The sequence below is a fragment of the Endozoicomonas sp. genome (assembly GCF_965196975.1).
GTDB lineage: Bacteria > Pseudomonadota > Gammaproteobacteria > Pseudomonadales > Endozoicomonadaceae > Endozoicomonas.
Genome location: NZ_OZ239981.1, coordinates 3610712 through 3627215, shown reverse-complemented (window position 1 = coordinate 3627215; position 16504 = coordinate 3610712). Strand labels below are relative to the sequence as shown.

At 47.0% G+C, this 16504-nt stretch carries 12 protein-coding genes and 1 pseudogene; 8 read left to right on the top strand and 5 right to left on the bottom strand.

Annotated features, from left to right (window positions below; translation table 11 throughout):
• Positions 1–46 precede the first annotated feature (46 nt).
• The 6 genes from ACOCLE_RS16215 (at position 47) to ACOCLE_RS16190 (ending at position 9908) form a co-directional block, all read left to right on the top strand.
• On the top strand, positions 47–2290 hold the full coding sequence (locus ACOCLE_RS16215; protein WP_419533355.1) for a type I restriction-modification system subunit M: 2244 nt from the start codon (positions 47–49) through the stop codon (positions 2288–2290).
• Complete coding sequence (locus ACOCLE_RS16210) at positions 2290–3690, top strand: hypothetical protein (RefSeq protein WP_419533354.1); 1401 nt, start codon at positions 2290–2292, stop codon at positions 3688–3690. Before ACOCLE_RS16215 ends, ACOCLE_RS16210 begins: the two co-directional genes overlap by 1 nt.
• Positions 3687–6938: a type I restriction endonuclease subunit R gene (locus ACOCLE_RS16205; protein ID WP_419533353.1), complete on the top strand. Its 3252-nt coding sequence runs from the start codon at positions 3687–3689 to the stop codon at positions 6936–6938. The genes ACOCLE_RS16210 and ACOCLE_RS16205 overlap by 4 nt, the downstream gene beginning before the upstream one ends.
• 86 nt (positions 6939–7024) lie before the next feature.
• On the top strand, positions 7025–7501 hold the full coding sequence (locus ACOCLE_RS16200; RefSeq protein WP_419533352.1) for an excalibur calcium-binding domain-containing protein: 477 nt from the start codon (positions 7025–7027) through the stop codon (positions 7499–7501).
• A gap of 129 nt (positions 7502–7630) precedes the next feature.
• On the top strand, positions 7631–8545 hold the full coding sequence (locus ACOCLE_RS16195; RefSeq protein ID WP_419533351.1) for a hypothetical protein: 915 nt from the start codon (positions 7631–7633) through the stop codon (positions 8543–8545).
• Between the two features lie 82 nt (positions 8546–8627).
• Entirely contained in the window at positions 8628–9908 is a 1281-nt protein-coding gene (locus ACOCLE_RS16190) for an ISKra4 family transposase (RefSeq protein ID WP_419532972.1), read from the top strand.
• A 257-nt stretch (positions 9909–10165) separates the two neighbouring features.
• Here the strand turns inward: ACOCLE_RS16190 and ACOCLE_RS16185 are convergent, their stop codons facing one another.
• Positions 10166–10618, bottom strand: coding sequence for a terminase small subunit (locus ACOCLE_RS16185; RefSeq protein WP_419533350.1), 453 nt, complete (start codon positions 10616–10618; stop codon positions 10166–10168).
• A gap of 248 nt (positions 10619–10866) precedes the next feature.
• Between ACOCLE_RS16185 and ACOCLE_RS16180 the strand changes: the two genes are divergently transcribed.
• The gene (locus ACOCLE_RS16180) at positions 10867–11424 is read left to right on the top strand and encodes a recombinase family protein (RefSeq protein ID WP_419533349.1); all 558 of its coding nucleotides are present in this window, start codon (positions 10867–10869) and stop codon (positions 11422–11424) included.
• Positions 11425–11594: 170 nt separating this feature from the next.
• Here ACOCLE_RS16180 and ACOCLE_RS16175 read toward each other — a convergent pair.
• From ACOCLE_RS16175 to rpiA, 3 genes and pseudogenes are all read right to left on the bottom strand, one after another.
• Positions 11595–11708, bottom strand: a pseudogene (locus tag ACOCLE_RS16175) (branched-chain amino acid ABC transporter permease LivH); the annotation flags it as partial.
• A 172-nt stretch (positions 11709–11880) separates the two neighbouring features.
• The gene (locus tag ACOCLE_RS16170) at positions 11881–12981 is read right to left on the bottom strand and encodes a branched-chain amino acid ABC transporter substrate-binding protein (RefSeq protein WP_419533348.1); all 1101 of its coding nucleotides are present in this window, start codon (positions 12979–12981) and stop codon (positions 11881–11883) included.
• Positions 12982–13486: 505 nt separating this feature from the next.
• Positions 13487–14161: a ribose-5-phosphate isomerase RpiA gene (rpiA, locus tag ACOCLE_RS16165; protein ID WP_419533347.1), complete on the bottom strand. Its 675-nt coding sequence runs from the start codon at positions 14159–14161 to the stop codon at positions 13487–13489.
• A gap of 214 nt (positions 14162–14375) precedes the next feature.
• On the opposite strand from rpiA, the gene ilvA reads away from it, so the two are divergent.
• Positions 14376–15893 carry a threonine ammonia-lyase, biosynthetic gene (gene ilvA / locus ACOCLE_RS16160; protein ID WP_419533346.1) on the top strand — a complete coding sequence of 506 codons (1518 nt, stop codon included), beginning with the start codon at positions 14376–14378 and terminating at the stop codon, positions 15891–15893.
• Between the two features lie 84 nt (positions 15894–15977).
• On the opposite strand, the gene ACOCLE_RS16155 is transcribed toward ilvA, so the two are convergent.
• A complete protein-coding gene (locus ACOCLE_RS16155) occupies positions 15978–16394 on the bottom strand; it encodes a LysE family translocator (RefSeq protein WP_419537221.1) in 417 nt (138 codons plus the stop codon).
• Positions 16395–16504 lie beyond the last annotated feature (110 nt).

Sequence of the window (16504 nt, the reverse complement as noted above, 5' to 3'; positions counted from 1 at the left end):
GTAACCCCCACTCAAAGACTTGCCAAGCCCTGACCGGTTTCTTTCTATGTCAAACACCCATAACAACCTTGCTGCCTTCATCTGGTCCGTTGCAGACCTTCTGCGGGGTGACTTCAAACAATCCCAGTATGGTCGGATCATCTTGCCTTTTACCCTGCTGCGTCGTCTTGAGTGCGTGCTGGAGTCCAGCAAGAATGATGTGCTGGCCCAGTATGAAAAGGTCAAGGTGATGAACCTGCCGGAAGACGGTATGGAGAAAATGTTACTGCGGGCTACGGGTGGTTTATCGTTTTACAACACGTCCCCAATGAACCTGTCCAAGCTCGGCCAGGGTGAGATCAAAAATAACCTGGAACGTTACGTTCAGTGTTTTTCCAAAGATGCCCGTGAAATCTTCGAGCATTTCAAATTTGATGAATTTGTCGGTGCACTGAATGAGGCCAACCTGCTTTACAAAGTAGTACAGAAGTTTGCCACTACCGACCTGAGCCCGGACACCATCTCAAACCATGATATGGGTCTGGTGTTTGAAGAACTGATTCGTCGGTTTGCTGAGAGTTCCAACGAAACCGCCGGTGAACACTTTACCCCGAGAGATATCGTTCGCCTGACCACCTCACTGGTGTTTATGGAAGACGATGATGCCCTGACCAAGGAAGGGATTATCCGCACCATCTACGACCCGACGGCGGGTACCGGTGGCTTCCTGTCATCCGGCATGGAATACGTCTATGACCTAAACTCAAAGGCCGTGATGCGAGCCTTTGGTCAGGAGCTGAACCCGGAGTCCTACGCCATCTGTAAGGCAGATATGCTGATCAAGGGGCAGGATGTCAGCCGGATCAAACTGGGCAATACCCTGTCCAACGACCAACTGGCCACCGACAAGTTTGATTACATGCTGTCCAATCCCCCGTTCGGTGTGGACTGGAAGAAAATCGAAGGTGAGATCAAAGATGAGCACACCATCAAAGGCTTTGATGGTCGTTTTGGTCCCGGCCTGCCCAGGGTGTCTGACGGCTCTCTGCTATTCCTGATGCACCTGATCAGCAAATTCCGCTCAGACTCAGATAGTGGCAGTCGTATCGGTATTATCCTGAACGGCTCCCCTCTGTTTACCGGTGGTGCGGGCAGTGGTGAAAGCGAGATCCGCCGGTATATTCTGGAAGCCGATCTGCTGGAAGCCATCGTGGCCCTGCCGACCGATATGTTCTACAACACTGGCATTGCTACCTATGTCTGGGTGCTATCCAACAAAAAGGCGACTGACCGCAAGGGTAAAGTACAGCTTATCAATGGAGCTAAACTCTGCGGCAAAATGCGTAAGTCCCTTGGCTCCAAACGGAACCTGATGAGTGATGAACATATCAAGACCATCACCCGCTGCTTTGGTGAGTTCATTGCAACACAAGGTGACCAGTTCTCATCAAAGATTTTCGATACCCATGAATTCGGCTACCGTCGCATCACTGTTGAGCGCCCCCTGAGGCTTTCTGCACAGATTACCGATGAAGCCGTTGCCAGCCTGCGCTTTGCTCCTAAACCGTTTAACAGCGTGATGCAGTGGATTCATAGCGAGTATGGTGATGACTGCCACCTGCTGCTGAAGGAAAAGGAAGAGGCTATTCGCAGTAAAATCAAAAAAGACTTCACTGAACTGAAAGAGAAACAGATTAAGGAAGTACTCAGTGACAAGCTCTGGCTATTCCAACGGTCACTGACGGAGAAAGCTGAAACACTGCAGAAAAAGATCGGCAACGAACAAAGCAATGACTTCAACCAGTTTGAAAAAATGCTGAAGGGAGCCTTGAGCACCACCGGTATCAAACTGGATGCCAAAGAGAAAAAGCAGCTTCTGGATGCTATGACCTGGAAAAATCCTGAGGCTGAACCAGTAGTGAAAAAGGTGCTGAAAGAAGAGCTGCAGCCACTTTATGGTGCATGTGCCTACAGCGGCCCTTGTGAAGAGTACAAAGGCAAAGTTGTTGAATTCCAGACTGATGGAGACCTTCGTGATAATGAAAACGTGGCTCTCAATCCATCGGTGAGTACTACCCGCCTGATTGAAGACTATTTCAACCAGGAAGTAGAACCCCATGTACCCGATGCTTGGATCAATGCTGACAAATGTGATGAGAAAGATGGTGAGGTCGGCATTGTCAGTTACGAGATTCCCTTTAACCGCCATTTCTATCAGTACCAACCACCTCGGTCACTGGAAGCCATTGATGCGGATCTGGATACCGTCAGTAAGCGGATTATGGGGCTGCTAGCCGAGGTGCATTCCTGATGAGCAGCAAGTATAAGGCTTATCCAGAATATAAAAAATCTGGATCTGATCTAATTGTAGAGATTCCTGAATCATGGAAAATGCTACGAGGAAAGTATGTTTTCTCAGAATTTAATGAAAGGTCTGTTACAGGTACCGAGAAGCTACTGTCAGTCTCTGAGTATTACGGCGTAAAACCTCGGGAAGAAGTTGTTGGTGATGGAGACTTTCTTTCTCGTGCAGAGTCTTTGGAAGGATACAAAAAGTGTGAAAAAAATGATCTAGTCATGAATATCATGCTTGCATGGAAAAGAGGATTAGGTGTAACCCGCTTTGATGGAATAGTAAGTCCTGCATACTCGGTGTTTCGATTTAATGAAAATGCCAAGCCGAACTACATGCATTACCTCTTAAGAACTGACACCTATACAAACTATTTCAAAACAAGATCCACCGGTGTTATTGACTCTCGACTACGACTATACCCAGAAAATTTTGGTAACGTACCTTTTATTCTGCCGCCAATAGCGCAGCAAGAACATATTGTGAGTTTTCTTGACTACGAAACCGCCAAAATCGATACCCTGATCGAAGAGCAGCAAACCCTTATCCGGCTGCTGAAAGAAAAACGACAGGCTGTGATCAGTCATGCTGTCACCAAAGGCTTAAATCCTGATGCACCGATGAAGGACTCCGGTGTAGAGTGGCTGGGGGAAGTGCCGGAGAAGTGGGAGTCAATGCAACTTCGACGGGTCATCAAAACCATGGAGCAAGGAAAAAGTCCGGAGTGTGAAAATAGAGAAGCAGAGGTCGGTGAGTGGGGGGTATTGAAAACTAGTTGTGTTAACCGCGGTGTGTTTGATTTCAAAGCGAATAAAGCCCTCCCCCCGAAAATTTCCCCATTTACACAATATGAAGTGAAACCCGGTGACATCATGATGTCTCGAGCAAGTGGCTCTATAGATTTGATTGGCTCAGTTGCTCATGTGGTGGAGACACAACCACGCATATTATTGTCCGACAAAATTTTCCGATTGCATTTGAATCCATTGATTGAAAGTGCTTACTTTGCATTTCTTATGCAATCCTCATTCATGAGAAAGCAAGTAGAGCAAGCTATCAGTGGTGCAGAGGGTATGGCAAATAACATCACAAAGGGGGCCGTCATGGGATTTGTATTTGCCTTACCTCCACTGAATGAACAAGCTAAAATTATTAATTATCTAAATGGGCAACTGACTCTCATTGATAAATTGATAGAAGAAGCTAATACATTTGTAAAAATGTTGATTGAACGCCGCGCAGCCCTGATCTCCGACGCTGTTACCGGCAAAATAGACGTCCGTAGCTGGAAGCCTTCCGATACCTCTCAACTCACAACCCTCAACACAAAACACAAACACTCCGAGGTCACCCCATGAGCAAGGATGCCTCACTGGAAACGGTTTTCCAGAATGAGATGATCACTCAGATGCAGGTCAGTGGCTGGCTGCAGGGCTCCGGTAACCAGTACGACCGGGAAACCGCTCTGTATACCAGCGATGTACTGGCCTTTGTGCAGGAGACCCAGGCGAAGGAGTGGGAAAAGTTCTGCAAGGTATTCCCGACCGACTCAGAGCAGCACTTTATCAATCACCTGGTTACCCAGCTTAAAAAAGCTGACCCGAATGCCATTGATAAGGACCTGCGAAGCTATGGAACCCTTGGGGTACTGCGCCATGGTTTGAAAATTCGCAATGCCCGTTTCAGCCTCTGCCAGTTTATGCCAGAGCATAATCTGAACCCGGAAACGCTGACCCGTTACCAGCAGAACCGCTGTCGCCTGGTACCAGAACTGGTCTATTCGCCTTATGCCACCACAGAGCATCTGGCTGAAACCGGCAAGAAAGCCAAAGCCTGGCGCATTGACCTGGTGCTGTTTGTGAATGGCCTGCCGGTGGCCACACTGGAATTGAAATCTGAGTTTAAGCAGTCTGTTGAGAGGGCGATCACTCAGTACAAAACCACCCGCCTGCCGAAAGACCCGGAAACCAAAAAGCCGGAACCGCTGCTGACCTTTAAACGGGGTGCACTGGTTCATTTTGCGGTCAGTCAGTATGAAGTCTATATGGCGACCAAACTGGCCGGGGCTGATACGTTCTTCCTGCCCTTCAACAGAGGAACTCATGAAGGTGGTGCAGGTAATGATGTACCGGAAGACATTCATCGTTATGCCACTGAATACCTGTGGAATGAAGCTCTGCTACCAGACAATCTGCTGAATATTATTGGCCGGTTTGTCCACCTGGAAATTAAGGAAGACGAAGACTGGGAAGGCCGAAAGACTAAAAAGGAATCCCTGATCTTCCCCCGTTACCATCAGTGGGATGTGGTCCGTAAGCTGATCGCTGCGGCTCAAGTGGAAGGCACCGGTAATAAATACCTGATTCAGCACAGCGCCCGTTCGGGCAAGTCCAACTCCATTGCCTGGACGGCACACCAGCTTTCCACACTATACGATAGTGAAGGGAATAAGCAGTTCCATTCTGTGATCGTGGTAACGGATCGAACGGTACTGGATGACCAGCTACAGGACACCATCTATCAGTTTGAACATGCGGATGGCGTAGTAGGTCGGATCAACCGGAAGGAAGGCGATGGATCAAAATCCGAGAAGCTGGCCACTGCCCTGGAAAATGCCCAGCCTATTATCATTGTCACTATCCAGACCTTCCCTCATGTTCTGGCTGCCATTGAAAACAGCACCAGCCTGAAGCAACGACGCTATGCGGTCATTGCTGATGAGGCCCACTCTTCTCAAACCGGCTCGACTGCCCGGCAGTTGAAAGAAGTGTTAATGATTGATGCCTCTGAAGCTGAGAGTGAGGATGATCCTGTCTCATCGGAAGATATTCTGGATGCCACCATTGCTGCCAGGAGGGGAAGCAGTAACCTGAACTACTACGCCTTTACAGCGACTCCCAAGGCAAAGACCATGGAGCTGTTTGGGCGCTTGCCTGACCCGGCTCAGCCTGCCTCAAAGAAGAATCTGCCCGAAGCCTTTCATGTTTACTCAATGCGTCAGGCCATTGAGGAAGGCTTTATCCTTGATGTGCTGAAAAACTACACCAACTACCAGGTGGCGTATAAGCTGGCTCAGAAAATTGAGGCGGCTGATGAAGCCGTGGACAGCAAGAAGGCCAAAGTGAAGTTAGGCCGGTGGGTGAGGCTCCATGAGTACAACATTGCCCAGAAAGTGAAGGTCATTGTTGAGCATTACAAAACCCATGTGATGCACCTGCTGGGTGGTCAGGCCAAAGCGATGGTGGTCACCAGTTCCCGCAAAGAAGCTGTCCGTTACAAGCTGGCATTTGATAAGTACCTGGCAGAACAAAAGAGTAGTGTCTCTGTGATGGTGGCCTTTTCAGGTGAAGTAGAGTTCAACCAGAACGATCCGGATAGCACGGCACTACTGAATAACAAATACACCGAACGCTCAATGAACCCGGCCCTGAAAGGCCGTGATATGCGTAAGGCATTTGATACCGATGACTACCAGATCATGCTGGTGGCCAATAAGTTTCAGACTGGCTTTGACCAGCCAAAGCTGTGTGCCATGTATGTGGATAAGCCTCTGGGTGGTGTTGAATGCGTGCAGACCCTGTCACGCCTGAACCGTACCTACCCAGGCAAGGCTGAGAGCGGCACCTTTGTTCTGGACTTTGTGAATGAGCCAGAGGAGATTCTCGCGGCCTTCCAGCCCTATTACCAGGTGGCTGAACTTGAGGACGTTTCTGACCCTGACCGAATCTTTGAGCTTTATGAAAAGCTGCGTACTACCGGTATTTTCACCTGGAATGAGGTGGAACAGTTCTGTGATGCCTTCCTGACTCAAAGCAAAAGCAATGCAGCTATCAGCAATATCTGCAAACCTGCCGTTGAGCGCTGGCAAAAACGGTACAGCTCAGCCATCGAGGCCTATACCCTGGCCAAAGAGATGTTTGAACGCACCAAGAAAACCGGTGATGCGGTATTGATGGCCAATGCTGAGAATAGCTTCAAGGACTGCAAGCAGGAAAAAGACCGGCTCGAAATCTTCAAGAAAGACCTGGGCAGCTTTACCCGGTTCTATGAGTTTATGTCTCAGATTGTGGATTACGATGACAAGGACTTGGAAAAACTCAGCCTGTTTGCCCGATACCTGCGACCATTGCTGAGGGAAACGGTGGTTCAGGACGATGAGATTGATCTGTCTAATGTGGTAATGAGCCACTATCGTCTATCTAAAATCCGGGAACAGAATATCAAGCTGCAGGAAGAGTCTGGTGATTACAAACTCCACCCCAGCAGTGATGTGGGCAGCGCCAAACCCAAGGATAAAAAAGAAGAGTTTATTTCCCAGATTCTGACCCGCCTGAATGAGCTGTTCATCACTGACAACCTGTCGGATGGTGACCTGATCAATTACGCCTATGCCGTCAGGGATAAGCTGGCTGAAAATGACACGGTCATGAAGCAGATTGAAAATAACACGGCTGAACAGGCTTTGCTGGGGGACTTCCCAAAGGCCATTGATGATGCGGTAATGGACAGCAGTGCTGCTCAGCAGGAAATGATGATGCAGTACCTTTCCAACCCTGAACTGGCCAGAGGCTTTGCCAGAGTAGTGTTTGATATGTTGAAGGGGTAATTTGCCCCTTCACTCTTTAATCGCAAACCTGAGGGCTTTATAGCCTTTCAGGACGAATAAAATTTGGGGGAAGTGGTTAGCAGGCCATGAAGAAATTTATCGCTATGATCGTTCTTGCAGCCATAGGGTGGTACGGGTATCAGCATTACCAGCAGAGTGGTTTACCTTTTCTGGAAAATGCATCAGTCAGTAGTTCAGACAACAGCACCACTAGTGGCATAACCAAATGTATAACCAAAGAAGGTGAGGTCATTTACGGTATGGTGCCCGCAGGCACTGTATGTGAAATGGTTGAGCCTGTTAAAGGTTCTCTGACCATTGTTTCCAGTGATTATTTTGGTTCGACATCAGAACCCGAACCTGACCAGGGTTTGAGCCTGACAGAGACCACCAGAAGTGCAATCAGCACCTTATCATCCGGTTATAGCTGCACTGGGAAGCAATACTGTTCTCAAATGCGGTCATGTGAAGAAGCCCTTTTCTACCTGAACAACTGCCCAAATACCAAAATGGACAGTGATGGTGATGGGGTTCCTTGTGAACGGCAGTTTTGTGGTGGGTGAGCCCACCCCCCCCCCCTTAGCAATTTCAAACGCACTTTATGATCAGCTACATACCCAGCAATGAGGCTAACAGAGGCTTTATTTGGTTTGTTTTTTTACATGTTGAAGGGAGTATAGGGAGAAACCAACATGCCAATATATGACATTACACGAGACTCTCTGACTCCCATTCAGCCTACGTCATTTGCTCAGGAAAACCTGAGAGAACGTCAAGATATCCAGCGGTTACTGAAAGCGAATATCAAAGCCCTTAGCCCTGATATCGATATTCTGATCATTGCAGAGGAGTATGGGCATTTTGTTGACTCGAATCGCCGTATTGACCTGCTGGGCATAGATACAAATGCCAACCTGGTTGTCATTGAACTGAAACGAGACGACATTGGTGGACACATGGAGCTTCAAGCCATACGGTATGCTTCAATGGTAGCCAATTTGACTTGGGAACAAGCTGTCAGTGCCTATAAGCAATTCCTCAGTGAAAACGATCAGGGTATTGATGCTGAAAGCTCAATGCTCAGTTTTCTGGGCTGGGATTCCCCGTCTGATGATGATTTTGCACAAGAGACACGAATCATCCTTGCTGCTCAAAATTTTTCGAAGGAAATCACTACAGCCGTATTGTGGCTTAATGACCGTGATCTCGATATTACCTGCGTGAGAATTAACCCACTGAGGTTTGAGGATCATCTGCTTTTAAGTGTTGAGCAAATCATTCCTCTACCCGAAGCTGTCGATTATCAAATAGAAGTCAGACAAAAAAAGCGGGAAGAAAGAGCTTCACGTTCCAGCAACAAAGATCGCTCTCTCCTAAGCTTGTATGTTAATGGCGATATCTATGAGGAAAGGTTCAAAAAATCCGACATAGGTTTCTTTACAGTCAAAGCCTTGGAAAACGCCGAACTAATTGATGACGAGGCTTTTGGTTTCTTGAGGGGAAACACCTCATGCGCTTTCCGTCTGCTGAAAAGAAAGGACGAAATAACCCTTAATGAAGAAAAGTATCGGCGTTATAGAACCAGACAGAAAGCAGAGCTGTTTTAGGGTGCTCTCTCTGAATTATTGAAACAATAGTGCTCTATTTTCACAGCTACTATGGGAACACCACTCATAATAGTTAACTGTCATGCCCGCTTCTGTTATTTCCAGCTCTACCAAAAGCATCGTTTTGCAAATTGAAGTTTCTATAGATTCAGGCAACATGCTGAATCTTGAAGATAGTTTACAGCGTGCACTCAATGAAGCCGGGCAGCTTGGAACAAAAGAGTTATTGGGGCTATTTGAATCACCCAATAAAGAACCTATCGTCGTTAATCAGCAGAAGTGGAACTACAAAGGAAAGGTTCTTAAGCACTATGAAACCTTATACGGTCGTATACCTTTGGAGCGCTCCGTATATCAGGGTGTCAGAGGTGGCAGTACTCTGGCAGCACTTGATCTTCGTGCCGGTATTATTGGTTCAGCTACCCCCAAATTTGCCAAGTCTATCGCCTGGAAATACAGCCAGATGCCAGCGCCTGCGGTAAAAGAAGATTTTGAGACCAACCATCAAAGGACGCTTTCAAATTCTTATATCAAGCATTTATCGGACAGAGTAGGTGCATTAATTGAAGACCAGCAAGACACTCACTACCACCTTCCTCCACTAAAAGAGCCTGTTGAAACAATAGCCATTGGTCTGGATGGAACCTGCATGCTGCTTTGTGAAGAAGGCTGGAGGGAAGCCATGTGTGGGACATTGAGCCTATATTCTGCAGATGGAGACAGGCTCCACACGATATATACAGCCAGTTCGCCAGAGTATGGTAAACAAAGCTTTATGAGCAAGCTCGACGAGGAGATTGCAGATCTAAAACGACTCTACCCAAATGCCACATACATCGGGGTAGCTGACGGGGCTAGAGAAAACTGGAGTTATTTGAAACAACATACCTCTGGGCAGATACTCGATTTTTATCATGCATCTGAATATTTAGCTGGAGCAGCGGAAGCACTGTTTCCAACCAGTAAGGCGAAGCGACACCAGTGGCTTGAAGACAGGCTACATAGTTTGAAAAACAAGCGTGGAGCAGCCAAAAAAATCCTTCAGGAAATTGAATCAGCCGAGCTCCCGAAAAAGACAATCGCACTGACAGAGAAGCGCTACAAAGCTGTGAGCTATTTTACAAACAATCACCAGTTAATGAATTATCATCAGGCGCTTAAACGCCATTGGCCAATAGGTTCAGGAGTTACTGAAGCGGCTTGTAAGACTCTGGTAAAGCAACGATTATGTGGTTCTGGAATGAGGTGGAAAGCAACAGGAGCGGAAGTGCTTTTGACAACAAGAGCACTGATCCAGAGTAAGGGGCGCTGGGAACAACTTTGGTCTGAGTTCATGACTGGAAAGGTTGAAGCTAACCTATGAGTCAGTTATCAAATTGAGAGAGCACCCCTGTTTTATCAGGGTCAAGAATACTACGTTGCTCGTAACTGGGGGCTGAATAACATAACCAACTTTATCAAATTAATCGAAGCTCGCTTTCCAGAATTAAAAATCGTTTTTGTTTAATCCTACCCATCTGTTGTTCTGCCTCAGGACCGAGAGTGATCAACACCTACGACTGAAAAAACGGCAGGGGGAGTCCCAAGTCCAGCTATGGGGGTACTCCCCCCCCCTCACCTTTAATACTCGCTGTTCAGCCAATGACTTTCTTGAACTGCAGGTTTCTCGCCATCAGGTAAGTCATCAGAACCAAAGATTTGAATGAAGTTTACCTTGGTTTCATCAACCGGCTTCTGCAAGTAGTCACCGTCCATTTTGTTCAGTTCAGCAATAGCCGCAATCGCAGACCTTGGATTACGAACGAAGAACTCACCATTAACGCCCTCCACCAACTCACCACACCACTGTGCAAGCTGCCAAAGCTTTGCCCGCTTGTCCTGAGCAGTGATTTTTAGCTCATGACTGAGCTGGTGCTGACGAGCCTGAATTTCTTTTGAGATGTCAGCATTTGTCAACAGGCGACTTCCCTGACTCCTGGCGGTTTTAGGACTATAGCCAGCAGCTATAGCGGCTCGGGTAGCATTCTGGTCGATCAGGTATTCATCGATAAACCGTCTCTGTTTATCATTCATAGCTATCAATCCTTGATAATCAATAGCACCAATATATCACTAGTTATCTGGCGTCACTAACTCAGGCCTTCACCTCAAATTAGTCACCATTTTGCCCTGTAAAAGTAGGTGTACTTGTTAGACAGTGAACAACCAACTCTTAATCAATTGATCTTTAGTGTCCAAAAAACTCAATCATCAATTTTTGGACGCCATGTCAAACTGGGTCTAGGCTTTCCTTTCCACAATAAGAAGTAACGGAAAGATGCATGAAAGGTCAGGATGTTGGGTACACCAGAGTGAGCAGTGTTGACCAGAACACAGATCGCCAACTGGATGGTATTGAGCTTGATCTTACCTTTGAAGATCATTGCAGTGGTAAAGATGCCAACAGGCCGCAATTAAAGGCCTGTATGAGGCATTTACGTAAAGGTGACAGACTTCACGTCCATTCAATAGATCGGCTTGCAAGGAGCCTGAAAGACCTACAAATGCTGGTTGATGATTTTACTGGCCGAGGTATTACTGTCAGGTTCCATAAGGAAAACCTGACTTTCTCAGGTGACAGCAACCCAATACACAAATTGATGCTGCAAATGATGGGTGCTTTTGCTGAGTTCGAAAGAAGTATGATCAGGGAGCGCCAGCGAGAGGGAATTATTGCGGCTCGAAAGAAAGGTAAACAAATAGGCGCAAAGCCAAAGCTTAATAACCAGCAGGTGTCTGAAATAAAGAAAAGAATAGATTCTGGTGAACAGAAAAAAGCACTAGCATTCGAATATGGTATTAGTCGACAGACGCTGTATAACTCTTTGACTAAGACATAGGGTCAGTAGTCCAAGAAACGAATCATTCACATGGCTGGGTCAGATTAAGCAAAAGGGACGTTTTTCTTACCTTTTCCAGCCTTTTCTAACCATTTACAAAAACTACGATGCTTTACATGACCTACGAGACAATAAAAGCATTACAAACAATTGTTTTAAAAGGATTTTTTTAAGCCTGAAATTCCATACACCATTGTGTAGCCAATGGCGATGAGAGCGTAAGTACTCCCAACCGTAAGGCCGTTCAGCAATTGCTGGATAAAATAATAGGCTGACTCAGGCATGATCGAATCCATAAAAAAGGCCTGCATGTTGCAATAACGCTCTTGGCGTTCTGCGCTCCCTGCAGGCCTTCTACTGCTTTATTATTCTTAAACCTGCGTCAGGTAGTGGTTCTACAACACAGGTTCTTCCATTATTTGTACTCCACCCAATCCTGGTGGAGCATTCTTCCAATCACTTGGTCAAGGCAGTTTTATTACCATCAGCATGCCATTCATAAACAACGAAACTGAAGTCCTTCAGATCACCTTTGTTATCAAAACCCAGCTCTCCAGTTGGAGTCTTGAAGTTATTGGAACGTAAAGTACTGGCTACTTTTTCAGGGTCTTCACTGGACGCCAGTTTCATACCATCTGCCATAACCTGAACAGCAGAATAAGCCGGGAATACGAATGGGCCGGAAGGATCTTCACTCTTTGCCTGAAACGCTTCAACCAACTTGGCGTTTGCTGGATCCTGATCAAAACTCTTGGGCAGAGTTACCAGCAGGCCTTCTGATGCTTTGCCAGCAATGGCTGAAATGTCTTTATTACCCACGCCTTCTGGTCCCATAAACTTTACATCAAGTCCTTTTTCAGCACTTTGACGCAGGATCAAACCCAGCTCAGGGTGGTAACCACCGTAGTAAACAAAGTCGACATCTTCTTTCTTAAGCTTGGCGATCAGTGCCGAGAAGTCTTTATCACCAGCCGTCACACCTTCATACAGAGCAACTTTAATGCCGGCTTTCTGTACTTCATCACGCACACTGGAAGCCAAACCTTCGCCATATTGTTGTTTATCATGAATCACGGCCATGTTCTTTGGCTTGACCGTATTAATAATATATTTCGCTGCCGTAGGTCCCTGCATACTATCAAGACCAATGGTTCTGAAAATCAGTTGGTAACCACGGGTAGTAATATCTGGGCTGGTTGAGGCGGCAGTGATCATCAACACACCTTCATCTTCATAAATATCAGACGCTGGCTGGGTTGAAGAGGAACAGAGATGACCGACGACAAAACGAATATCATCGTTCACAATTTTGTTGGCAACGGCTACAGCTTGTTTCGGGTCACAGGCATCATCATAAACAACCGCTTCCAGCTCTTTGCCGTTAACACCACCGGCCTTATTAATCTGCTCAATCGCCATTTTGGCGCCAACAAACTGCATATCACCGTATTGGGCAACCGGTCCTGTTACCGGGCCGGCCAGTGCAATTTTGATGGTATCTGCTGCGGAAGCTACCGATGCACTGCCGAGAGCCACTGCGGCAGTTAAGACAGCCATTTTTTTATTAAATGATTTCAGCATGTCAGTCACTCTTTATTGTTGTTTTTCAATCCTGAGTTCACAGAACGTTCGCCTTGAAGGAGAAGTTCTCCCCCGAAACTCAAGCCTGAGCCACAGATTTCGCTCAGCGAAAGCACCAAGCTTTTTATTATTAGCAATGGCTATATTAAGGATTTTTTCTATTCAATCCAGTCCAATATTACGCTTTTTTTATGAAAATCACGGAATACACCTACCAACGTCTAAGGGCTGCTTATGGCTTTAACAGCTAGCTTTAACCTGTTGGAGATAAAAATCAGGCTGGATTAATGTGTGAGGCCGCTATGAAAAGGGAACATGATGACAAGGAAAGTACACTCACACTATCAGAACTGATCTTTCTTATTGCCCCATTGGGCCTGGTTCTGGTAGCCCTGCATTTTCTGTTGGGACACGCTTTATGAATAATTTGATGGAGACAAAAAAGCTGGGCAAACCCAGCTTTTTTCGTGCCGGATTTTGATTATTTGGCGGTGATGGTTTTTACGCCATCCTCTGTACCCAGCAGTAACACATCTGCTGGTCGACAGGCGAACAGGCCATTGGTCACAACACCAACAATACCATTGATCTTTTGCTCCAGTTCAACCGGATCCAGAATCTTCATATTCCAGACATCCAGAATGACGTTACCATTATCGGTCACAACACCTTCGCGGTAGGCCGGATCTCCTCCGAGCTTCACCAGCTCTCGGCCAACATGACTACGGGCCATGGGAATGACTTCCACTGGCAATGGAAATTCACCCAACACACCAACCGCCTTGCTTTCATCAGCGATGCAGATGAACTCTCTGGCTACCGCCGCAATGATCTTTTCCCGGGTCAGTGCTGCACCACCACCTTTAATCAGATGAAGGTGCTCATTGGTTTCATCAGCTCCATCAATGTAAAAGCGCAGGTCGGACACCGTATTCAGATCATATACAGGAATACCATGAGCCTTCAGCTGCTCGGTGGATGCCTCAGAGCTGGATACACAGCCATCAAAATCATCCTTATACTCAGCCAATGCATCAATAAAAAAGCGTGCAGTCGAGCCAGTGCCAATGCCAATCACCATATCTTTTTCAAGATGAGGCAGGATGTATTGCAGTGCGGCTTCAGCAGTGGCCTTCTTGAGCTGATCCTGATTCATGGGGTTTACCTGTGAATACTGTGTATTTAATTAGGGCTGGATATTTCAAAGCCACTTAATTCATGATGAGCCATTGGCCTGAAAACGCGCAGTATATTACACCATTTTCATCCAAATTGGATGAGTGCCATCCTGAAGCTTATTCCTATAGAATGGGGGCTTCGCAGCACTGCCTGAACTCAATAAAGCTAACCGTACACACCAGCAGGACAGCATGCCACACCGTTATATACGAAAAATACTGGAAGCCAGGGTCTATGATGTCGCCATAGAAACCCCGATTGATGAGGCTCGCTTCCTTAGCCAGCGCCTGGATAACCGGGTTCTCCTGAAGCGGGAAGACTTACAACCGGTATTCTCCTTCAAAATTCGAGGGGCTTATAACAAGCTGGCCCAGCTCACGACTGAAGAGAAAGAACGTGGCGTTATTGCTGCTTCTGCAGGAAACCATGCCCAGGGAGTTGCCCTGGCCTCCCGGGAGATGGGTATCAAGGCTACCATCGTCATGCCGGTCACTACTCCCGAGATCAAAGTGAAGTCTGTAAGAGCTTATGGAGCCAAGGTCGTATTGCATGGTGACGCTTTTGATCAGGCACTGGCTCACTCTTTTGAGCTGGTTCAAGAGCATGGCTACACCTTTATTCACCCTTATGATGATATTGATACGATCGCCGGTCAGGGCACTATTGGCATGGAAATCCTACGCCAGCATACCGGCGCCCTGGATGCGGTCTTCATTCCTGTCGGTGGTGGTGGTCTGGCTGCAGGTATCAGCGCCTACATCAAGTACCTGCGGCCCGACGTCAAAGTCATCGGTGTTGAGTTTGAAGAGTCTGCCTGTCTTAAGGCGGCTCTTGAAGCGGGTGAGCGGGTTATCCTGCCTCATGTTGGTATTTTTGCCGATGGTGTCGCTGTAGCACAGATTGGTGAAGAGACATTCAGGATCTGCCAGGAGTGCATTGACGAGGTCATCACCGTCACCGCTGACGAAATCTGTGCCGCGATCAAGGACATCTTTGATGATACCCGCTCCGTCTGTGAGCCTGCTGGCGCCCTCGGTATTGCAGGTATGAAAAAGTACGTGAGCCGGGAAAAGATTCAGGGCCAAACCCTGCTGGCAGTAGACAGCGGTGCTAACATCAACTTTGACCGTTTGCGCTACGTCTCAGAACGAACAGAACTGGGTGAAAAGCGTGAAGCGATTATAGCCGTTACGATTCCGGAAAAGCCCGGAAGCTTTAAACAGTTCTGCGAACTGCTGGGCCGAAGAAGCATTACTGAGTTTAACTACCGCTACCACAACCCGGACAAAGCAAGAATTTTTGTCGGTGTTCAGGTTCATCCAGATCAGATGCCCATCGACCGGCTGGTTAATGAACTCCAGCAGCATGGTTACCCCGTAGTTGACCTGACCGATAATGAAATGGCCAAACTCCACGTTCGACATATGGTGGGCGGGCACAGTGAAGCGGTTAGAAATGAGCAGGTTTACCGTTTTGAGTTTCCGGAGCGCCCGGGAGCCTTATTAAACTTCCTGAGCAAACTGGGCCAGCGCTGGAATATCACGATGTTCCACTATCGAAATCACGGCGCTGCCTATGGACGGGTTGCCGTAGGCCTGGATGTTCCTGAAGAGGAATATCAGCATATTCCGGAATACCTTGACGCCATTGGCTATCGCTACTGGTCTGAAAATGACAATGAAGCTTATAAAGCGTTTCTGGGGGACTAAGTAAAATAAAGCGGTTTGATCTGCCTGTAGCTGATGAATCAGCTTATCAGGCAGATCAACACCTTTTAGTTTTATGGTGACTGATTAAATATAAAACAACACAACCGATGCAGCAGTTAATGACGCCAGGGACCAGTTGAACGCCTTTAGACTCTGCTCATTTCTCAAAAAACGTTTCAGTCCAGAACCAAAGGCAACCCACACCGACACACAAGGCAGATTCACCAGCGTAAAGACAACACCAACCAGGAGAGCTGACATGATGTAATGCTCACCAGGCAGAGTAAATACTACTGCGCTGCTGATTGCCATCATCAAGGCCTTCACATTCACAAACTGGAAACTGGCTGCTTGAAAAAAAGTCATTGGCCTACTGCTGACTGATTGTTCTGTTGCCGCACTGGCTGTCGCAATTTTCCAGGCAAGCCATAACAGATAAACAGACCCAATATACTTCAAGGCCATTTGAAGCTGCGGATACCTTTCAAAAACATTCCCCAGCCCAAATGCAACGGCAAGAAATAAAATAAAGGTAACTATTCAGCACCCTTCATATAAATCTGGAATTTTCTGATTTTTCGACCATCATCTTATACTCAATTTTTCTAACA